Origin of the sequence: Ideonella flava (assembly GCF_051857595.1) — a bacterium.
GTDB lineage: Bacteria > Pseudomonadota > Gammaproteobacteria > Burkholderiales > Burkholderiaceae_C > Ideonella.
Genome location: NZ_JBPZHD010000018.1, coordinates 17,771 through 36,341 on the forward strand (window position 1 = coordinate 17,771; position 18,571 = coordinate 36,341).

Annotated in this window: 19 protein-coding genes; 11 read left to right on the top strand and 8 right to left on the bottom strand. The window is 70.3% G+C overall.

Translation table 11 applies throughout. The features are described from left to right. Positions 1 to 173 precede the first annotated feature (173 nt). The 6 genes from ACS5PM_RS30795 (at position 174) to ACS5PM_RS30820 (ending at position 6,496) form a co-directional block, all read left to right on the top strand. Positions 174 to 1,409 (top strand): PQQ-dependent sugar dehydrogenase, encoded by a 1,236-nt coding sequence (locus ACS5PM_RS30795; RefSeq protein WP_439391872.1) that lies wholly within the window; start codon positions 174 to 176, stop codon positions 1,407 to 1,409. A 252-nt stretch (positions 1,410 to 1,661) separates the two neighbouring features. Then, positions 1,662 to 3,665 carry a hypothetical protein gene (locus ACS5PM_RS30800; protein ID WP_439391873.1) on the top strand — a complete coding sequence of 668 codons (2,004 nt, stop codon included), beginning with the start codon at positions 1,662 to 1,664 and terminating at the stop codon, positions 3,663 to 3,665. Positions 3,666 to 3,719: 54 nt separating this feature from the next. Beyond that, complete coding sequence (locus tag ACS5PM_RS30805) at positions 3,720 to 4,304, top strand: TMEM175 family protein (RefSeq protein WP_439391874.1); 585 nt, start codon at positions 3,720 to 3,722, stop codon at positions 4,302 to 4,304. 51 nt (positions 4,305 to 4,355) lie between these two features. Next, a complete protein-coding gene (locus ACS5PM_RS30810) occupies positions 4,356 to 5,267 on the top strand; it encodes a PHP domain-containing protein (RefSeq protein WP_439391875.1) in 912 nt (303 codons plus the stop codon). Beyond that, the gene (locus ACS5PM_RS30815) at positions 5,264 to 6,211 is read left to right on the top strand and encodes a DMT family transporter (RefSeq protein WP_439391876.1); all 948 of its coding nucleotides are present in this window, start codon (positions 5,264 to 5,266) and stop codon (positions 6,209 to 6,211) included. The genes ACS5PM_RS30810 and ACS5PM_RS30815 overlap by 4 nt, the downstream gene beginning before the upstream one ends. A gap of 12 nt (positions 6,212 to 6,223) precedes the next feature. Then, positions 6,224 to 6,496: a hypothetical protein gene (locus ACS5PM_RS30820; RefSeq protein ID WP_439391877.1), complete on the top strand. Its 273-nt coding sequence runs from the start codon at positions 6,224 to 6,226 to the stop codon at positions 6,494 to 6,496. Position 6,497: 1 nt separating this feature from the next. Here the strand turns inward: ACS5PM_RS30820 and ACS5PM_RS30825 are convergent, their stop codons facing one another. The 3 genes from ACS5PM_RS30825 to ACS5PM_RS30835 all read right to left on the bottom strand — a co-directional run bounded on the left by ACS5PM_RS30825 (position 6,498) and on the right by ACS5PM_RS30835 (position 10,245). Next, the gene (locus ACS5PM_RS30825; RefSeq protein ID WP_439391878.1) at positions 6,498 to 7,160 is read right to left on the bottom strand and encodes a hypothetical protein; all 663 of its coding nucleotides are present in this window, start codon (positions 7,158 to 7,160) and stop codon (positions 6,498 to 6,500) included. Positions 7,161 to 7,186: 26 nt separating this feature from the next. Further along, complete coding sequence (locus ACS5PM_RS30830; RefSeq protein ID WP_439391879.1) at positions 7,187 to 9,655, bottom strand: M4 family metallopeptidase; 2,469 nt, start codon at positions 9,653 to 9,655, stop codon at positions 7,187 to 7,189. A 200-nt stretch (positions 9,656 to 9,855) separates the two neighbouring features. Continuing rightward, positions 9,856 to 10,245 carry a hypothetical protein gene (locus ACS5PM_RS30835; RefSeq protein WP_439391881.1) on the bottom strand — a complete coding sequence of 130 codons (390 nt, stop codon included), beginning with the start codon at positions 10,243 to 10,245 and terminating at the stop codon, positions 9,856 to 9,858. A gap of 119 nt (positions 10,246 to 10,364) precedes the next feature. Between ACS5PM_RS30835 and ACS5PM_RS30840 the strand changes: the two genes are divergently transcribed. After that, positions 10,365 to 10,988: an L-threonylcarbamoyladenylate synthase gene (locus ACS5PM_RS30840; RefSeq protein WP_439391882.1), complete on the top strand. Its 624-nt coding sequence runs from the start codon at positions 10,365 to 10,367 to the stop codon at positions 10,986 to 10,988. 1 nt (position 10,989) lies between these two features. Here ACS5PM_RS30840 and ACS5PM_RS30845 read toward each other — a convergent pair whose 3' ends face one another. Continuing rightward, positions 10,990 to 11,340, bottom strand: a complete 351-nt coding sequence (locus ACS5PM_RS30845; RefSeq protein WP_439391884.1) for a RidA family protein — start codon at positions 11,338 to 11,340, stop codon at positions 10,990 to 10,992. Positions 11,341 to 11,350: 10 nt separating this feature from the next. Beyond that, entirely contained in the window at positions 11,351 to 12,046 is a 696-nt protein-coding gene (gene plsY / locus ACS5PM_RS30850) for a glycerol-3-phosphate 1-O-acyltransferase PlsY (RefSeq protein WP_439391885.1), read from the bottom strand. A gap of 204 nt (positions 12,047 to 12,250) precedes the next feature. On the opposite strand from plsY, the gene ACS5PM_RS30855 reads away from it, so the two are divergent. After that, entirely contained in the window at positions 12,251 to 14,533 is a 2,283-nt protein-coding gene (locus ACS5PM_RS30855) for a hybrid sensor histidine kinase/response regulator (protein WP_439391886.1), read from the top strand. 217 nt (positions 14,534 to 14,750) lie between these two features. Here the strand turns inward: ACS5PM_RS30855 and ACS5PM_RS30860 are convergent, their stop codons facing one another. From ACS5PM_RS30860 to ACS5PM_RS30870, 3 genes are all read right to left on the bottom strand, one after another. Next, positions 14,751 to 15,257 carry a cupin domain-containing protein gene (locus ACS5PM_RS30860; protein WP_439391887.1) on the bottom strand — a complete coding sequence of 169 codons (507 nt, stop codon included), beginning with the start codon at positions 15,255 to 15,257 and terminating at the stop codon, positions 14,751 to 14,753. Positions 15,258 to 15,331: 74 nt separating this feature from the next. Further along, a complete protein-coding gene (locus tag ACS5PM_RS30865; RefSeq protein WP_439391888.1) occupies positions 15,332 to 15,823 on the bottom strand; it encodes an aminoacyl-tRNA deacylase in 492 nt (163 codons plus the stop codon). A gap of 175 nt (positions 15,824 to 15,998) precedes the next feature. After that, on the bottom strand, positions 15,999 to 17,057 hold the full coding sequence (locus ACS5PM_RS30870) for an aldo/keto reductase (RefSeq protein ID WP_439391889.1): 1,059 nt from the start codon (positions 17,055 to 17,057) through the stop codon (positions 15,999 to 16,001). A gap of 123 nt (positions 17,058 to 17,180) precedes the next feature. Between ACS5PM_RS30870 and ACS5PM_RS30875 the strand changes: the two genes are divergently transcribed. Genes ACS5PM_RS30875 through ACS5PM_RS30885 form a run of 3 tightly spaced genes read left to right on the top strand, consistent with a single transcriptional unit; the run spans position 17,181 to position 18,569 of the window. Beyond that, positions 17,181 to 17,753, top strand: a complete 573-nt coding sequence (locus tag ACS5PM_RS30875) for a DUF2975 domain-containing protein (RefSeq protein ID WP_439391890.1) — start codon at positions 17,181 to 17,183, stop codon at positions 17,751 to 17,753. After that, positions 17,753 to 17,980 (top strand): helix-turn-helix domain-containing protein, encoded by a 228-nt coding sequence (locus ACS5PM_RS30880; protein WP_439391891.1) that lies wholly within the window; start codon positions 17,753 to 17,755, stop codon positions 17,978 to 17,980. The genes ACS5PM_RS30875 and ACS5PM_RS30880 overlap by 1 nt, the downstream gene beginning before the upstream one ends. Further along, positions 17,955 to 18,569 (top strand): hypothetical protein, encoded by a 615-nt coding sequence (locus tag ACS5PM_RS30885; RefSeq protein WP_439391892.1) that lies wholly within the window; start codon positions 17,955 to 17,957, stop codon positions 18,567 to 18,569. Before ACS5PM_RS30880 ends, ACS5PM_RS30885 begins: the two co-directional genes overlap by 26 nt. The last annotated feature ends 2 nt before the right edge of the window (positions 18,570 to 18,571 follow it).

Below are 18,571 nucleotides of genomic sequence, written 5' to 3' on the forward strand. Positions count from 1 at the left end.
CACGGCCGTCGCGATGCGAGGGATGTTTCGGGTGGCGTTCATCAAGGCCTCCATGGTCAATGACCCATGCTGCCGGCGTGCGGTGCGGCCCTCCATCGGCCTGCCGCCCGCGCCGGTGTAGGACAGCCCCTGCTGTTCCCAGGGCCACGCGGCAGTGAGACCATCGAGGCACCATGCCCGCGCTGCCTCCTGCTCCCCAGCCACCCGATGGCGTGGCACGCCGCGAATGGCTGGCCCGGGCTTCGCGGTGGGCCGCCCTGGCCGCTGGCTGGGCCTCGATCGGCAGTGGCTGCGGAGGCGGCGGAAGCGATGGCATGGCGCCGGCCCCGCCTCCGCCATCTCCCCCGCCGCCGCCCGGCTCGACCCGCGTCACGACGCTGACGAGCGCGCTGAGCGCCCCGTGGAGCCTGGCCTTCCTGCCGGACGGGCGCCTGCTGGTCACCGAGAAGGCGGGCCGCCTGCGGCGCCTGTCGGCGGATGGCCGGACCGTGGAGGCCGAGGTCACCGGCGTCCCGGCGGTGGCCAGCGCCGGCCAGGGGGGCTTGCTGGACATCGTGCTCGACCCGGACTTCGCCCACAACAGCCGTGTCTACCTCAGCTATTCCGAGCCCGGGACCGGCAACGAAACCGGCCTCGCCGGCACGGCGGTCGCCAGGGCGCGCGTGGCGGGCAACGCCTTGCAGGAGCTGCAGGTCATCTACCGCCAGGTGCCCAAGGTCGGCGGCATCGGTCACTTCGGCTCGCGCATGGCCTTCGCCTCGGACGGCACTCTCTTCATCTCGCTCGGCGAGCGTATGCAGGGCAGCCCGGCCCAGGACCTGGCGACCTCGCTCGGCAAGATCGTGCGCATCCGGCCCGACGGCTCGATCCCGCCCGACAACCCCAGCCTCGGCGCCGGGGCGCGGCCGGAGATCTGGAGCTACGGCCATCGCAACCCGCAAGGCCTTGCGATCCACCCGGACACCGGCGAGCTGTGGAACACCGAGCACGGCCCGCAGGGTGGCGACGAGCTCAACGCCGTGCAACGCGGCGGCAACCATGGCTGGCCACGGGTCAGCTACGGCTGCGAGTACGGCTCGCCGGTCGGCAATGGCTGCCGCATCGGTGGCGGCACGCACGCACCGGACTATGTGGAACCGGTGGCCTACTGGGTGCCGGTGTCCACGGCGCCGGGTTCGCTGCTGATCTACTCCGGCAGCGGGTTCCCCGAGTGGCGCGGCCATGCCTTCATAGGCGCGCTGGCCGGGCAGACGCTGTGGCGCGTGGTGTTGAACGGCCACGCCGAGGTCTCGCGCGACGAGCCCCTGAAGGGCCAGTTGAACCAGCGCGTGCGCTGCGTCCGCCAGGGGCCCGACGGCTGGATCTACCTGCTGACCGACGAAGGGCAGCTGCTGCGCGTCGAGCGCTGAGCCGGGGCCGAGCGCTCACACGGCGTTGCACAAGCGGCCTACGCGGCGGCCGCAAGCGCGCAGGACATCACGCCGGATGCACGGCGCGCAGGGCCACAATCGGGCGTCCTTCCCGGCACCAGTGGGTCGGACCTTGGTTTCCTGATGAAATGCGCCCGCAGCCCGAGCTGGCGGCGAGCCCGTCCCCGAGGGGGCTCGAGCAGTCCGGCCAGGCCGGGTCTGTTCACGAGACATAAAGACGACGCTTCCACGATGATGGATGACGCATGGTTTCGCCGCCAGGTGGGGCGGCATACCAACAGCTGGCGCGACCAGCCGCGGGAATTCGCGCGCCGCACTTTCCTGGATGCGGCGATGGCGCTCGGCACGCTGGTCGGCCTGGCGCTGCTGCTGCTGCTTTCGGCGCTGCTCACGCTGGTGGTCTGGTGGCGCTCGGACACCGGCTGGCCCTGGCTGCTGTTCGGTCTGCTGATCGCTGCCGCGGCCTGGCCGCTGGTACGGGCGGTGCGCCTGCGCGCGGCCCCCGCGCCCGGCGTGGCCATCGGGCCTGCGCAGGCCAAGGAGATCCACGCGCTGGTCGAGAAGGCGCGCGAAGCCCTGGGCGCCGCCCCTGTCGACGAGCTGCGCTTCGATGTCTCGCTGGATGTCAGGCTCCTGGCCCAGCCGCGCCTGGGCCTGCTCGGCTGGCCGCGCCAGGTGCTGGTCATCGGACTGCCCTTGATGATGGCGCTGGGCACCGAGCCCCTGGCCGCGCTGGTCATGCATGCCCTCGTCCCCCTGCGGCGCGAGTCCGACTGGCGGCGTGCGCTGAAGGAGCCCGCACCGTGGATAGAACGCCAGCGTCGCACCTGGGCTTCGCTGTCGGCCGCGTGGACGCCGTCACGGCTGCTGCCGCGGTGGCAGGACGCTGTCCTCGCCCCGTTCATGACGCGCCTCCTGCCGCGCTTCGAAGCCCGCGCCGTCGTCATAGGCCGCGACGAGGCCGCGCTCGCCGATCGCCTGGTGCTGGCCCGGTGCGGAGCGCAGCCCCTGGCCACGTCGCTGCTGGGCCCGGCCGTGCAGCAGCGCTTCCTCGACGAGGTGTTCTGGCCGCAGCGCTGGGCCGCGGCGCGCGAGTCCCATCTGCCCAACGTCCTGCCCCTGCGCGAGCTGCGTGCCCTGATCGCGGCCAGCCTGCGCCATCCTCAGGCCAAGGGCTGGCTGCACGATGCGTTGCAATCGCTGCCGCCTCGCGGCGACCTGCGCCCCTCGTTGCGGGACCGCCTGGCGCTGACCGGCGACGCCGCGCGCCTGTCCAAGCGCGCCAGCGAGGGCCGCAGCGCTGCAGATTCGCTGCTCGGGCGCCAGCTCGACAGCTGGATCGATCTGCTGGACGCCTATTGGCAGCGCGAAGTGGCCGGCGAATGGGCCGACGTGCACCACGCCCACCGGGAGCGGCAGAAGCTGCTGACCGAGCTGGCCGAAAGCCATGCCGGCCGCCCCGTCTCGCTGGACGACCACCTGCTGTGGATACGCACCGCCAGCCAGGTAGACGGGCCGGCGGCCGCCGTGCCTATCGCCCGCGAGGCGGTGCAGCGGCACCCCCGCAGTCCCGGGGCACGGCACCTGCTGGCCTGCGCGTTGCTCGATGCGCGGGGCCTGCTGCCGTCGCGTCATCTGCTGCCCGATCTGCCGCCCGATGCCAACGAGGCGCTCGGGCTGCTGCGCGACCTGTCGCAACCGGACGGAGAAGGTGACAGCGGCCCGGCCGAAAGCCACGACCGCAGCTGGGCGTTGCCCGCCGCGCGGCGCCTGGAGCGCGCGCTGATCCAGCGCGAGGGCATAGAGGCGCTGCGAGCCGTGCGGCTGCGCATCGCCGAGCTGGAGCGCGAGATGGACCAGGCCATGACGGTGCTGACCGACTTCACCGGCCCGCAGATCCTGACCACGGCGAAGATGGGCGGCCGCACCCTGCGCCCGCTGCTGGAGCGGCTCAAGCGCGAGCGGGCCGTCGGCCGCGCCTGGCTGGTGGCCAAGACCGACACCCGCGCACGCGGCTGGGTGCTGCACCTGCTGGTCATCGAGCGCTCGACATCGCTCGACCAGCCCAGCCCTCACCACGAGTGGGCCGAGTTGCGCGCGCTGCTCGATCCGCCCTTCCCGGCCCATGTGATCGACCTGGCCCATCCCGACTGGACCGGCCCGAAGCGCATGGACCTGGTGCAGCAGATCTTCGATCTCAGCGGCGGCCGCATCCACGCCTCCCGCTCAAGCTGACTCCCCCGCAGCCGGCCGGTGCGACACTCGCGCCCGGCAATCAGGAGCAAGCGGATGGGCAAGAACCGGCTGGAAGCGTTCAGCGACGGCGTGATCGCCATCATCATCACGATCATGGTGCTGGAGATGAAGGTGCCCCACGGCGACACGCTGGCCGAGCTGGCACCGCTGTGGCCGGTCTTCCTGAGCTACGTGCTCAGCTTCATCTACGTCGGCATCTACTGGAACAACCACCACCACCTGCTGCACGCGGTGGGCCATGTCAGCGGCCGCGTGCTGTGGGCCAACCTGCACCTGCTGTTCTGGCTGTCGCTGTTCCCCTTTGCGACCGGCTGGATGGGCGAGAACCACTTCGCCGCCTGGCCCTCGGCCCTGTACGGCTTCGTGCTGCTGATGGCCGCCTGCGCCTACTGGCTGCTGCAGCGGGCCATCATCGCGGTCGACGGCTCGGGCTCGACGCTGGCCCGCGCCCTCGGCAGCGATGCCAAGGGCAAGCTCTCGCCGCTGTTCTACATCGCGGGCATCGTGTCGACCTTCTTCGTGCCCTGGTTGGGCGAAGCGTGCTACGTGCTGGTCGCGCTCTGGTGGCTGGTGCCGGACCGGCGCATCGAGCACGTCCTGGGCGGCGCCGCGCACTGAGCGCAAGTCCCCGCGTCGGCGCGGCCGGGGGTGGCTTCCTACAATGCCGGGGTGCATTCGCTCAACGCCGACCTCCACTGCCATTCGACCGCGTCGGACGGCAGCCTGACCCCCGGCGAACTGGCCAGTCGCGCACGCGAAGGCGGCGTGCGGCTGTGGTCGCTGACCGACCATGACGAACTGGTGGCCCAGCACGAGGCACGCGCCGCGGCCGAATCCCTCGGCCTGGCCTATGTGAGCGGCGTCGAGGTCTCGGTCACCTTCATCGGCGAGACCGTCCACATCCTGGGCTTCGGTTTCGATCCCGACGACGAGGCCTTCGCCGCCGGCCTGGCCGCCCTGCGAGCCGGGCGTGCCGACAGGGCCCGCGAGATGGGCGAAAGCCTGGCCGCGGCCGGCATTCCCGGCGCGTATGAAGGCGCGCTGGCGCTGGCTCCCAATCCTGACCTGGTCTCGCGCACGCACTTCGCCCGCTTCCTGGTCGAGAACGGGCATTGCGCCAACGTGCACGAGGTGTTCACCCGCTTCCTCAAGGAAGGCAAGCCCGGCTTCGTGCCACACCGCTGGGCTTCGCTGGGCGAGGCGGTCCGCTGGATCACCGGCGCGGGCGGCGTGGCAGCCATCGCCCACCCTGCGCGCTATCGCTTCTCGCCGAACGAGGAGTTCGCCTTGTTCAGCGAATTCCAGGGCCACGGCGGCCGCGCGGTGGAGGTCACCTGCGGCAGCCATTTCCCCGACGAAGTGAAGCGGTACGCCGAGACGGCGCTGGAGTTCGGCCTGATGGCTTCGCGTGGCAGCGACTTCCACGCCCCCGGCGAGAGCCGCACGCCGCTCGGCACGCTGCCCGATCTGCCGCCCGGCGTCACGCCGCTGTGGACCGTCTGGGCCGACACCCTCGAAGGCCGGCGCTCGCCGCGGCCCGGCGAGCCGGGTGCGCTGGCCGCGGCCACGGCCGCCGCGTGAAGGGCAGGCTGCCCACCAGCCTGCCGCGCCAGCGCCCGCTGCTGGGCGTCACGCTGATCGCGCTGGCGGCGACCTGTTTCGCCAGCATGGACTCCAGCAGCCGGCTGCTCGGACAGGTAATGCCGGTGCTGCTCTTCTTCTGGGCGCGCTATGCGTTCCAGGCCACGGTGATGGCGGCCTGGCTGGCCTGGCGCGGGGGCCGGCGCGCCTTCGCCACTGCCCACCCGCGCTTCCAGGTGATCCGCGGCGGGCTGCTGGCCGCCACCAGCGCCATGAGCTTCTACGGCGTGCAGCACATGCCGGTGCCCGAGTTCACCGCGATCAACATGCTCACGCCTCTGCTGGTGATCGTTCTGGCCGGCTGGTGGCTGCACGAGAAGGTGAGCGCGCTGCGCTGGGCCCTGGTGGCCGGCGGCTTTGCCGGCGCGCTGATCGTCATCCGGCCGGGCTCGGGCGTGTTCGGCTGGGCCGTGCTGTTCCCGCTGGCGGGCGCGTTCTTCTATGCCAGCTTCCAGGTGCTGACGCGCAGGCTGTCGGGCAGCGAGAGCCCGTACGCGACCCACTTCTACACCGGCCTGACCGGCACCCTGATCCTCACGCCCTTCCTGATCCTGAGCCCGATCCCGGTCCTGGCCACGCTGCAGTCGGCGCCCGGATGGCAGATCGGCCTGATGCTGGCCATAGGCGCGCTGGGCACGGTGGGCCATCTCTTCCTCATCCTCTCGCTCGGCATGGCGCCCACGGCCACGCTGATGCCCTTCGTCTACCTGCAGATCGCAGTGGCCACCGTGCTGGGCTGGCTGCTGTTCCGCCAGGTGCCGGACGGCTGGGCCTTCGTCGGCATGGGCGTCATCGCCGCCTGCGGGGCGGCCGGGGCCTGGCTCAACGTGCGCGCGACCGCCCGGCCGGCCGATCCGGTGGTCGTCGATACCATGGCGGATTGACCCGCCTTTGCCATGGACGACAAGCAACCCGACAACCCGGCCATCGCCCCCGAGGTCGACCCCTTCCGCCCCACCGGCCGACGCCAGAAGCTGGTGATCGTCGCCGTCACCGTGGCCACCGTCGTCGGGCTGTGGGTGCTGCTGCTCAAGCCACCGCACGTCCAGCCGATCCCCGGCTCGCAGCGCGGCCGCTGCCTGCCGGGGCAGACGAGCGGCTGCGTCGGCGGCCAGGCGGACGTCACGCTGGTGCCGGCCCCGACGCCCTCGAGCGGCGCGTCGCGCTGAGCTACTGCGCCGTCAGCGTCCCGACCTGGATCGGGATGTCGACCATCTTCGCCTTCTCCAGCGTCTCCAGGTCGACCTGGAAGTTGCGGCCGCCGATGTCGTCGGGGATGGTCCGCGCCTTCACCACTGCGAGCGCCACTTTCGTGCCCCGCAGCAGGCTGGTGGCTTCGTCGAGCTCCACGACCACCTGCACCACGGGCTTGTCCAGCGGCTTGGCGCCGTGGGTCCGGTCCTTCTGGAAGATGCCGGTCGTCAGCAGCTTGTCGCCCTTCAGGCGCGAGGCGAAGAGCACCGGGTCGGCATCGGTGCCGGCATAGGGCTCGAAGTCCGGGTTGCTGCCCTTGAGCTTGAAGACGCCGGTGTCGTGGGCGTAGGCACCGTCGGCGAAGGTGCCGAAGTGCACGCCCCGGCCCAGGCCGAGGTTGAAGCCGACGCCGCGGCTGGTGGTGTCGCCGGGGCCCACCAGGCCCAGCACGATCCGCTGGTCGGTCGAGCCCTCCTGCCTGACCAGGCGCCAGCCGGTGCCTGTGGGGTCGGTGTAGGCAAGGGTGGTGGCCGGCTTGCGGTCGCCATCATCGCCGCCAGGACGATCGGAGCCACCGCCGCAGGCGGCCATCAGGAGGGCCAGCGCGGCGGCCGCGCCCTGGGTGAAGAGTTTCTTCATGGTGATGCGTTTTCTGTGATGGTGGTTCAGCGGAAGCTCACCGCGTTGCGCAGCGCTTCGAGGATGGCGGTCACGTCCATGCTGTCGGTGAAGCCATCGCCGACGATGCCGTGGCTGGCCTGCACCCAGCCGTCCAGCCCCCACGACAGCGCCACCGCGCCCAGGTCGATGGCGTCGAATTCGGTGTCGCCGTCGGCATCGCCGTTGATCACCCACAGCACGCCCTCGGCGTACTGCAGGGGGTCGGCCTGGCTGGTCACGCTCATCGCGTGGAAGCCCCACTCGGTGGGCGGTGTCCAGCGGCCGTCCTCGGTGGCGACGCCACCGTAGTGGCGAAAGCCGGGGTTGCCGAAGTTGCCCGGCCGTCCGCCGTTGGACCACGACACTCGCTGGTCGTCGGTGTGCTGCACCTCGGCCTGCAATTGAACGGTCGTGTTCATGCCAACGATGGGCATGCGGGCGAACAGGCTCGTGCCCCACGGATTCAGCGGCGTGCCCGGCACGTGCACCACAGGCATGTCTATCCGCACGCGCGGCGGCTGGCCTTCGGCTTCCCCCACATTGATGGCGGCGAACGCATTGCGCACCGCGGCGACGTCCGGCGAGCCCGCGCCGTACAGCGCCGTGGCGGCCTCGATGGCACCGGCGCGGGCCGTCTCGTAGTCGGCGTCCCAGGTCAGGTACTCGGTCAAGGTCTTGTACCAGATGCGGGCCGCGTGGTCGTTGCCGATGCCGCTCATGCCGCCGGGCAGGTACGGGCTGTGGTCTTCCGCGTCCTGCGTGGCCGAAGCGCCTTGCGACAGGAAGTAGAAGGCCCGGTTCATCGGACCGCTGCTGAAGTGCACGTCCAGGTACTTGATGCCGGCGTACCAGCTGTCGGCACTCAGGCCGTCGGTGCTCGGCTTCTTCATCGAGCGCAAGGCCGCGCCTATGGGGGAGACCTGCGCGCCCACCAGCCAGTCCACGCCGTCCGGCGGGATGCGGTCATCGGTGCCCGGCAGCCGCTTGGCGTAGGCCTCGACCATCTTGCCCAGGATGTCGGAGCTCGCCTCGTTCAGGCCGCCGGATTCGTTCTCGTAGGCCAGCCCCGCGGTGTGCGAGGTCACGCCGTGCGTCATCTCGTGGCCGATGATGTCCATCGAGGTCAGCGACAGGAAGCCTTGCGGATCGCCCGCCAGCTTGTCGCCGGTGAAGGGATCGACGTTCACGCCATGGCTGCCGTCGGAATAGAACATGCCGAAGACGCCGTCGCTCCAGAAGGCGTTGTCGTAGTACAGGCCTGAGAAGAACGACAGCGCGTGCACCTCGGAGATGGGCGCGGTGCCGACGCCGTCGATGCCGTCGCGGCCGAAGACGTTCTTGTAGAAATCCCAGGTGGTGGCCATGCCGTGGTGGGCATCGACCGCGGCCGTCTGGCCGTTGGCGCCGGCCTCGGTCCCGTAGGGCCACTTGGCGTACTGCTGGCCGTCGCCCCACTCGTTGACCGGGTTGCCGGTGAGCCAGTGGTCCGCGATCAGCGGCGCCCACGGGTCGGCCTCGTGGATCTCGGTGAGGGTCTGCAAGGCGACGTTCGAGATCGGGTTGCCGTCCTCGTCGGGGATCAGGTTGCCGTAGATGTCCCAGTACCAGTCGTGCAGGAAGGGGTTGTACTTGCTGGCCCGGGTGCGATCGATGAGGGCGTAGCTGCCGTCGGCGCGCCGCACCGTGTCCAGCGTGACCGTTCCGCTGTACTGGCTGCGGCCTATGCCCTTGACGGCAACGTCGCTGTCCTTGAGCGCCGGCGGGTTGGGCGCCTGCAGCGTCTTGATGCCGTTGTCGCTGCGCAGGATGGCGCCGGTGGCGGCATCCACCACGTAGCGCATGTCCTTCAGCCCGTCGAGCTTGTTGTGCGTCAGGGCCCTGACTTCATAAGCCCACACGTAGGCGTCCTTGGGCGCCACGGTCAGCGCCGACGCACGCCGGTCCAGCCCGTAACGGCCGGTGCGCGCGTCCAGCTTGAGCCTGACCTCGCCCATGTGGCGGGTCGGGAAGACGACCAGCTCGGCAGCGGTCTTCACGCGCGCGCCGCGCGAGGCGGCGAAGGCCTTGAGGGCGATGTCGGTGGCGCGGCGGTCGCTCATCGCCGGGCTGCCGGCAGGTTGCACATCCGGCATCAGGCCCTGGGGCAGCACCCGCGTGCCACCCCAGCCCTCGGAGTGGATGATGGCCTGCGCGCCCCACACGCGGTGGCCCTTGTAGGTCTGGTCGGCGTGGACCACCGTGCGGCCCTGGCCATTGGTGAAGGCATGCCGGGCGACGAGATCGCTGCCGGCGCGCAGGCCGAGCGAGCCGGCCAGGCTGCGAGCCCCGGCCAGCGCCGTCTCGGTGCTCGGTGCGGGCCGCGCGGCCCACGCCACGCCAGGAGGCAGGCCCCAGGTGGCGATCAGCAGGCAGCAGGTGATCCTGCGCAGTCGCTCTCGCGGTCTGCACGACGGGCTGGAAGGAAGTCGGCGCATCGGGAGAGTCCCGGAAGTCTAGAGGCCTGGATTTTCTCTGAGAGAACTCTCCGAGCATTCGGTGTTTTCACGGCGAGGGTTATCCCGGCCTAGAGGAACGCGATGCTTGGAAGGGAAAACGCCGCGCGCCTCGACCCTCCCGGGCCGGGGCGCGCTCTTCAGGACGGGCGGCGACCGCGTTCGGCGGTGGCCCTGGTCGACTACTTGGTCTTGGCCTGGTTCAGCACATAGCGCTCATCGAGCGCCTCGATGCTGCCGCCGGCGAACGGCAGGACGATGTGAATCTCCTTGTTGACCGCGCCATCGACCTCGAAGCGGTGGCCTTCGAGCAGCCGGGCCCGGTCACCCTGCCGGCTGATCACCTCGTAGGTGCCGCGAGGCAACATGCCCGACACCTTCCACAGGGTGGTGCCGGCGGTAGGGCCCGGGCCCATGTTGAACAGCACACTCGTGTGCTCCTGCCAGCCGGGCGCGAAGGGCGGGCTGGCCGGCATCGCCTCGGGCTGCGCCGGCCCGAGGGCCGAGCAGGCGCCCAGGGCCATCAGGAGGGCCGCGGCGGCCAGGCGGGAGGACAGGCGGGAAGTCATCATGGCTCTTCCTTCTCGGGTGGGAACCCGTTCAACGGCGAGTGGAGGCAAGGTGTTGACCGTCAACCGTTCGTGCAGGGTCACGCGCGCAAAGTTCATCCGGGCGCATCGACAATGGTCCCATGTCGCAGCTGTTCGAAGTTCATCCCGACAATCCCCAGCCGCGCCTGCTCAAGCAGGCCGCGCAGATCCTGCACTCCGGCGGCGTGGCGGCCGTCCCCACGGATTCCAGCTACGCCCTGGCGTGCCACATCGACGACAAGGCGGCGGCCGAGCGGCTGCGGCGCATCCGGCAGGTCGACGACCGCCATCACCTTACCCTGCTGTGCCGCGACCTGTCGGAGCTGGCCACCTACGCGCGCGTCGACAACCGGCAGTACCGATTGCTCAAGCTCGGCACGCCCGGGCCCTTCACCTTCATCCTCGAGGCCACCAAGGAAGTGCCGCGGCGCCTGTCGCACCCTTCGCGCCGAACCATCGGCTTGCGGGTCCCGGCGCACCGCGTGCTGCAGCTGCTGCTGGAGGAACTCGGCCAGCCGCTGATCGCCACCACCCTGATCCCGGCCGGCGAGACGGAGCCGCTGAACGAAGCCCATGAGATCCGAGAGCGCTACCAGAAGCAGCTGCAGGCGGTCGTGGACGCCGGCGCCTGCCCCATGCAGCCGACCACGGTGATCGACCTCAGCAGCGAAGAGCCGGTGCTTGTCAGGCAGGGTCGCGGCGACCCCGCCGCCCTGGGCCTCTAGATCAGACCGCGGCCGTCACGACGATCTCGACCTTCCACTCGGGTTTGGCCAGGGCCGCCTGAACGGTGGCGCGCGCCGGCGTGTGGCCGGGCACCACCCACGACTCCCACACCGCGTTCATGCCGGCGAAGTCCGCCAGGTCGGCCAGGAAGATCTGGGCCCGCAGGATCTTTGACTTGTCGCTGCCCGCGCGGGCCAGTAGCGCGTCGATCGCCGCCAGCACCTGGCGCGTCTGGCCGCCGATGTCCTGCGATGCGTCCTCGGCAATCTGGCCGGCCAGGTAGGCCACGCCGTTGTGGACGCTCATCTCGCACATGCGGGGGCCGACGTCGAAGCGTTGGATGGTGCTCATCGAATGACTTTCAGTGTTTGCGGGAGTGTTTCGAAGACGAATGCGGTGGATGGTGCGGCGCGTGGTGCGGCGGCGGATGCGCCGCGGCAGGCGCTGCCGGCTTCTGCCCCAGCTTGGATTCGGTGCCCGCGAGCAGCTTGCGGATGTTCGCGTGGTGGCGCCACACCAGCAGCAGGCTCATCACCGTGATGGGCAGCACCATGGGCGACGGGCCCCACTGCAGGAGCTGGAAGAACGGCGCAAAAGCCGCCGAGACGATGGCCGCCAGCGACGAGTAGCGGGTGAAAAAGGCCACGATCAGCCAGGTGAGCAGAGTCGCGGCGCCGAGCAGCGGGTTCAGCGCCATCAGCACGCCGGCCGCGGTGGCCACGCCCTTGCCGCCCTGGAAGCGGAAGAACACCGGCCAGAGGTGCCCGATGAAGGCCGCCAGGCCGACGAGGCCGACGGTCGTCTCCCCCCAGCCGAAGCGGGCCTGCCACCAAAGCGCGGCCAGCACCGGCAGGTAGCCTTTCAGCGCATCGAAGGCCAGCGTCAGCAGCGCGGCCGCCTTGTTGCCTGAACGCAGGACATTGGTGGCACCTGGATTGCCAGACCCGTAGGAACGGGGGTCCGCCAGCCCCATGAACCGGCTGACGATGACGGCGAACGACAACGAGCCCACGAGATAGGCCGCGACGATCGCAACAATGGAATACACGACGGGCATGCGGCGAACAGGAAGCTGGGGAGCCGGCCACGCGGCCGGGGCCGCAGTGTAAGCCGCGCCCGGGACAGAGCAGCTGTTCGGTTGGCGCGGCCACGACGCTTGGGTATGCTGGACGATCTGCGACGTCGCAGATGCGCCGTCGGGGACGGACGACCGAAGATCGGCGCCACGCACACCCGCCGCTGTAGTTCGAGGGAAATCTGCTTGCTGCGCATCAACTCGTCGCTGGTCACCCGCATGATCGTGTCGGTTGCCGCCTTCGGCGTGCTGGTGTTCGTGCTGGTCGGTGCAGTGGAGCTGTGGCGCGAACGCGGCGAGCTGACCCACGGCGCCCACCTCCGGGCCGATGCGGCCCTGAGCCTGAGCTCGCCGCCGATCGCCCTGGCGCTGTGGAACTACGACCTCGCCACGCTGGATCTGCTCGCCCGCAACCTTGTGCGCGATGGCGCGATCGTGCGGGTGCAGGTCCTGGCGGACGACGGCAAGGCGCTGGTCGATGTCCGGCGCCCCGGCTTCGAGCCGGGCAAGCCCAGCCAGACCGAGGACACGCCCTTGCGGGTGGCTTCCCGCCCCGCGCCCATCGGCACCTTGCGCATCAGCGAATCGTTTGCCGAGATCGATGCGCAGATCGAGCACCGCGCGATGCAGCGCCTGCCCTGGGAGTTGCTCAAGGTGGTGGCCATCACGCTCGGACTGTTGCTGGTGATGCACAGGCTGGTCACGCGGCGGCTGCTCGCGCTGGTGCACAACCTGCGCACTCTGAAGATCGACGATCCCCAGGCTCGCCTGCCGGTGCAGTTCGTCGCCGAGGGCAATGGCGACGAGGTCGTCGTGCTGAGCCAGGCGCTCAACCGGTTCCTCGAGGCGAGAGCCAGCGAGAGCCGGCGACGCGAAGCCGCCGAACAGCAGCTGCGCGAAGGCCTGCAGGAGCGCTCGGCCATCCTCGGTTCGCTGCGCGACGGCCTGCTGGCGCTGGACGACGCGGCCGCCGTTCGCTATGCCAACGATGCGGCGGCCAGGCTGCTCGGTCAGCCGGCTGACGAGCTGGCCCGGCGCGGCTCGCTGGCGGGACTGGCGCAGGTCGTCACGGCCAACGGCGAGCGCGATTTCGCCGACTGGCTGCTGCCCCGCCTGAAGCGGCGCGAGCCGCGCACGGACCGTCTCACGCTCCATCCCGCTGGCGGCCCGGCCTTCGAGGCGCAGGCCCAGCTGACGCCGGTCACCGGCGCCCGCGACGTGGTCTGGATCATCGTCGTCTCCGACATCTCCGACACCCTGCGCACCCGGGCGGCCGAACAGGCACGTGCCGCTGCGGAAGCGGCCAGCCTGGCCAAGACGGAATTCCTTTCGCGCATGAGCCACGAGTTGCGGACGCCTCTGAACGCGATCGTCGGCTTCGCGCAGTCGCTGGCGCAGGATCCGCAGGTGCAGTCCGACGCGAAGCGGCGCGAGGGCGTCGCCCTCATCGAGCGGGCCGGCTGGCACCTGACCGGCATGATCAGCGACGTCCTGGACCTGTCGCGCATAGAGTCCGGCAGCCTGCGCCTGTCGCTGGGGCCGGTCGACCTGGCTCCGCTGGCACGCGACGCGCTGGCCTTCGTCGCCGCCGATGCCGAACGCGAGCAGGTGCGCTGCCAGCTCGACATCGCCGAGGACGCGCGCTGGCTGCACGCCGACCCGACCCGCGTCGAGCAGGTGCTCGTCAACCTGCTCAGCAACGCGGTCAAGTACAACCGGCCCGGCGGTCAGGTGCTGCTGCGTGCACGCCGTGGCCCCAACGCCGGCTCGGTGCAGATCGTCGTGCGCGATACCGGCCTGGGCATGACGCAGGTGCAGCTCGACGGCCTGTACCAGTCCTTCAACCGGCTGGGCCGCGAGTCCTCGGGCAAGCCCGGCGCCGGCATCGGCCTGGTCGTGACGCGCACGCTGGTGTCGCTGATGCAAGGGCAGATGAGCGTTCGCAGCCAGCCCGGTGAGGGCAGCGAATTCACCGTCACGCTGCCGGTCGCCCAGCCGGCGCCGGCCGAGGTGATCGATTCCGACGAGGACTTCGCCGACGAAGGCGGCCTCGCCACCGGCCGCCAGCGCCGCCTGCTGTACATCGAGGACGACGCGGTCAACGCGCTGGTGATGGCGGCGCTGGTCGGCCGCCGCCCGGACCTGTCGCTGGAAGTCTGCGGCACCCTGGCCGAAGGCCTCGCGCATCTGCGGGCACGCCCGCCCGACCTGTTGCTGCTGGACATGCAACTGCCCGACGGGCGCGGGCTGGACCTGCTGCACACGCTCGCCGCCGACCCTCGGCTGCGTCGCATGCCGGTGGTCATGGTCTCGGCCGACGCCATGGACGAGACCGTCAACGCCGCCATCTCGGCCGGCGCCCGCGCCTACGTGACCAAGCCCCTGGCGTTCGACGAGGTGCTGCGCCAGATCGACGCCGTGATGGCCGGCGGCGCCACCACGATGGCCGGCGGGCTGGACACCCGGTAACCGCGCAGCGTTCAGTCACTCGCCGACCGGCCCCCCCATAGGCGCTCCGCAGGAGCCGCCGCCTTCAAGGGCGTGCGCGGATCCGGCTTTGCCGGTCCGCAGCGCGAGCCCCCGTGGGGGGCAGGCCCCGGAAGGGGCCGTGGGGGCCTCGTTCACCCGGTCCGCTGCGCGAGCCCCCTCGGGGGGCAGCCCCCGGAAGGGGGCGTGGGGGCCCCATTCACTCGCCTTCCCAGTAGTCCAGGGGATCCCCGCTGCGGTTCATCTGGTAGAAGCCCTCACCGCCCGGCGACTCGGCCCAGACGCCGATCTTTCCGGAGTCGGGGTATTCGCAGATCTCGGGGTCGAGCTCGCTGCTGATGGCGAGATAGCGCAGGGGCTCGTTGCCGGTGTTGATGAGCTGGTGCGCGGTGCCTGGCCCACCGGCCGGGCAGCCGATGACGTCGCCGGCGGCCACCAGGTGGCGCTGGTCTCCCAGGCGCAACTCACCGCGGCCGGCCAGGATGTAGAACATCTCGTCGTTCACCCGATGGCTGTGGAATGGATAGCCGGTCTTGCCCGGCTCGACCTCGGTAAGACTGCAGCCGAGTTTCTTCAGCCCCAGCGTCTTGCCCAGCATCGCGCGTCGCAGCTGAAAGCGTTCGGCTGCGGCCCCTGTGGGCCGGTACTCGGGTGGGCGCTCCTGCAGCGTTTGTTCGGCCAGCGCCAGCACGGGTCTCACGGTCATGGGTGTCTCCTTCGCTGTGTCCCAAAACGGCCACTCTGCCCCGACGCTGCTGACACCGCCATGTCAGCAGCGCCTCAAGCGAGAGCGCATTGAACCGGCTTCGCGCCGAGCTGGTCCGTCAGCACCTTCGGCTCTATGCCCACGAGGTAGCCGCGACGGCCGCCGTTGATCAGGATGGACGGCAAGGCCAGGATGCTTTGCTCCACGTAGACCGGCATGGACTTGCGCGTGCCGAAGGGCGAGGTGCCGCCGACCAGGTAGCCGCTGTGGCGCTGCGCCGCTTCGGGCTTGCAAGGCTCCACGCTCTTGACGCCGATCGCGCGGGCCAGGTTCTTGGTGCTGACCTGGCGGTCGCCGTGCATCAGCACGATCAGCGGCTCGCCCTTGTCATCCTGCATCACCAGGGTCTTGATGACTTCTTGCTCCGGCCGGCCCAGCTGGCGCGAAGACTCCGCCGTGCCGCCATGGTCGACGTAGTCGTAGACGTGCTCGGTGAAGACCACGCCCCGGGCCTTGAGCCACTGGGTGGCGAGCGTTTCGCTGACGTGCTTTTCTTTCTTGGCCATGGTGAATACCTGAGTTCGCCGACGGGCCGCCCCTAGTGCGAACGGTCCCCCTCGGGGGGACGGACGGGGCCTTGCCCCGGCCTTGGGGGTCGATCTTCGCCGACGGGCCGCCCCTAGGCGAACGCTCCCCCTCGGGGGGACGGACGGGGCCTTGCCCCGGCCTTGGGGGTCCAAATCACTGCGCCGGGTCGCGCATGTCGAGGCGCACAGCGTCAATCGCCGCCAGCAGCTCGCCCGACAGCGTGGTGCCCCAGGCGTCCAGGTCCTCGTCCAGCTGGGACACCGAGGTGACGCCGATGATCGTGGAGGCCACGCGCCAGTTGGTGTAGCACCATGCCAATGCCATGCGTGCAGGCGTCAGGCCATGTTCGCGGGCCAGCGCGTTGTAGCGCCGCGCCGCCGCGAGCGACGCCGGCCGGCCCCAGCGCTGCTGCTTCATGCGCTCGAACAGCGCCATGCGGCCCGGGTTGCCCGGGTCCTCGAAGCCTCGTTCGTCGTACTTGCCCGTCAACAGACCGAAACCCAGCGGCGAGTACGGGATGAGCGCGACGCCGAGGCGGTGCATGGTCTCGTCCAGCCCGTTGTCGAGCGAGCGGTTGATGAGGCAATACGGGTTCTGCACGGTCAGCACGCGCGGCAGGCCGTGCGCCTCGGCCACGCGCACGAACTCGGCCACGCCATACGGCGTCTCGTTCGACAGGCCGATGTGGCGGACCTTGCCGGCCTTCACCAGGCGGGCGAACGCCTCGAGCTGGTCGTGGATCGAGCTGTTCTCATCGTCACGAGCCGGATCAAAGTAGAGCGCGCCAAAGCTGGGCGCGTTGCGGTTGGGCCAGTGGATCTGATAGAGGTCGATCACGTCGGTCTGCAGCCGCTTCAAACTCGCGTCGCAGGCGGCGAGGATGTCGGCCGGCTTCAGGTCCGGCGCGCCGCCGCGGATCCACGGCATGCCGCGCGAAGGGCCGGCCACCTTGGTTGCCAGCACGACCTTCTCCCGCGCCCCGGGGCGGCTGGCGAACCAGTTGCCGAGGATGGCCTCGGTGGCGCCGAAGGTCTCGGCCCGCGGCGGCACCGAGTACATCTCCGCCGTGTCGAGGAAGTTGATGCCGCGTTCCAGGGCGCGGTCGAGGATGGCATGGGCAGAGGCCTCGCCGACCTGCTCGCCGAAGGTCATGGTGCCAAGGCAGATCGGGCTGACGCGCAGCTCGCTGCGGCCCAGGGTGACAAGGTTCATGGGGTTCACGTGGGTGGGTTCACCCGCAGTTTGCCTCAGCTCACCGATCGATCGCGTTCATGTTTGACGGATATTTTTTACTGTTTTACAGTAAGTTCAATGGATAAACTTCGCGCCGCTTCCATGAGCCTCAGTCCCCTGCCCTCTGCCGCGCTGGCGCAGCGCCTGCGTCGCCTCGCCCGGCTCGTCCGGGGCTTGTGCGTGCTCGCGGCGGTGGTGCTTGGAGCCTGGCCCGTGCTGCTGTTGTTCGCACCCGATTCGCTCGTGGCCGTCGGCGCCGGCCAGGCCCCTGGCATCGACATGCGGAGCCTGCTGCAAGGCGAATTCACTTTCGCCACCCGCATCCGCGTGGCCCTCGTGAGTCTGCTGCCTTGCGGACTGGGTCTGGCACTGCTGTGGCAGCTTTGGAGTCTGTTCGGCGAGTACCGGAGCGGTGCTGTCTTCAGCGTTCGCGCCCTGACGTGCCTGCGCCGCTTCGCCTCTCTGCTGGTGTTGCTCGCCCTGTCGAGCCCGCTCACCCAGGCCTTGATGTCGGTCGCGATCTCGCTCGACAACCCTCCCGGCCAGCGCCAGCTCGTGATCTCGCTCAGCTCGAACGACTACGCGCTGGTGCTCGGTGCGCTGGTATTCGTGGCCATCGCCCGCGTGATGACCGAGGCCGCGAGGGTCGCGCAAGAGAACGAAGGCTTCGTCTGATGCCCATCGTCGTGCACCTGGACGTGATGCTGGCTCGTCGCAAGATGCGCTCGCGCGAACTCGCCGAGCACGTGGGCATCACCGAGCAAAACATTTCATTGCTGAAATCCGGCAACGTCCGCGGCGTTCGCTTCGACACGCTCGAGGCGATCTGCCAGGTGCTGCAGTGTCAGCCGGGCGACCTGCTCGAGTACCGCCCCGATGATGGTGACGAGCCGTCGCGCTGAAGGGTGGCGCGGCCGCCGGCGCGGGGCCGCCACGGCCCTGGCGGTGCTCGCGATCCACCTGCTGCTGGCCACCGCCCTGTGGCACTCGATGCGGACGCGCGACGTCACCGTGGCACCCGATCGCGCCGCCTTGCTGTGGCTGTGGCCTTCGACGCCGCCTCGACCCACGGCCCCGCTGAAGCCGCCCGCCATCACACCGACTCCGCCGAAAAGGTCGCCTGGCCCCGCCGCCACCGGGGCCCCGAGCGCACGCCCCGCCGACATCCCTCACGAATCCGAGTGGGTCTCGCCGCCGGCACCGGTGGCCGCGGCGCCTTCGGCCAGCGCAGCGTCAGCGCCTCCCGCCGAGCGGCTGCTGGACACCGAGGCCACGCGCATCGCGATTCGCCAGTCCGCCCGGCAAACCTCGCTGCAGGAGCGAACCGCGCAGGCCATGGGCGAGGAGATCAGCCGCACCGACACCGGCCTGTCGGGCGGCGTGGCTTCGGCCGGCAAGCCGGATTGCGCGAAGCTGCAGGCGCCGGGCGGGCTGCTCGGCCTGCCGATCCTGGCGGCCATGGTGGCCAGCGGCAAGTGCTCCAGCAAGTGAGC

What these genes read in the sequence shown, in the direction of transcription:
- ACS5PM_RS30820 (WP_439391877.1), top strand. Translation starts at nt 6,224, where the DNA reads ATGGACGACAAGCAACCCGACAACCCGGCCATCGCCCCCGAGGTCGAC.
- ACS5PM_RS30845 (WP_439391884.1), bottom strand. Translation starts at nt 11,340, where the DNA reads ATGAGCACCATCCAACGCTTCGACGTCGGCCCCCGCATGTGCGAGATG.
- ACS5PM_RS30870 (WP_439391889.1), bottom strand. Translation starts at nt 17,057, where the DNA reads ATGAACCTTGTCACCCTGGGCCGCAGCGAGCTGCGCGTCAGCCCGATC.
- ACS5PM_RS30865 (WP_439391888.1), bottom strand. Translation starts at nt 15,823, where the DNA reads ATGGCCAAGAAAGAAAAGCACGTCAGCGAAACGCTCGCCACCCAGTGG.
- ACS5PM_RS30825 (WP_439391878.1), bottom strand. Translation starts at nt 7,160, where the DNA reads ATGAAGAAACTCTTCACCCAGGGCGCGGCCGCCGCGCTGGCCCTCCTG.
- ACS5PM_RS30880 (WP_439391891.1), top strand. Translation starts at nt 17,753, where the DNA reads ATGCCCATCGTCGTGCACCTGGACGTGATGCTGGCTCGTCGCAAGATG.
- ACS5PM_RS30795 (WP_439391872.1), top strand. Translation starts at nt 174, where the DNA reads ATGCCCGCGCTGCCTCCTGCTCCCCAGCCACCCGATGGCGTGGCACGC.
- ACS5PM_RS30860 (WP_439391887.1), bottom strand. Translation starts at nt 15,257, where the DNA reads ATGACCGTGAGACCCGTGCTGGCGCTGGCCGAACAAACGCTGCAGGAG.
- ACS5PM_RS30805 (WP_439391874.1), top strand. Translation starts at nt 3,720, where the DNA reads ATGGGCAAGAACCGGCTGGAAGCGTTCAGCGACGGCGTGATCGCCATC.
- ACS5PM_RS30800 (WP_439391873.1), top strand. Translation starts at nt 1,662, where the DNA reads ATGATGGATGACGCATGGTTTCGCCGCCAGGTGGGGCGGCATACCAAC.
- ACS5PM_RS30885 (WP_439391892.1), top strand. Translation starts at nt 17,955, where the DNA reads ATGATGGTGACGAGCCGTCGCGCTGAAGGGTGGCGCGGCCGCCGGCGC.
- plsY (WP_439391885.1), bottom strand. Translation starts at nt 12,046, where the DNA reads ATGCCCGTCGTGTATTCCATTGTTGCGATCGTCGCGGCCTATCTCGTG.
- ACS5PM_RS30840 (WP_439391882.1), top strand. Translation starts at nt 10,365, where the DNA reads ATGTCGCAGCTGTTCGAAGTTCATCCCGACAATCCCCAGCCGCGCCTG.
- ACS5PM_RS30830 (WP_439391879.1), bottom strand. Translation starts at nt 9,655, where the DNA reads ATGCGCCGACTTCCTTCCAGCCCGTCGTGCAGACCGCGAGAGCGACTG.
- ACS5PM_RS30835 (WP_439391881.1), bottom strand. Translation starts at nt 10,245, where the DNA reads ATGATGACTTCCCGCCTGTCCTCCCGCCTGGCCGCCGCGGCCCTCCTG.
- ACS5PM_RS30875 (WP_439391890.1), top strand. Translation starts at nt 17,181, where the DNA reads ATGAGCCTCAGTCCCCTGCCCTCTGCCGCGCTGGCGCAGCGCCTGCGT.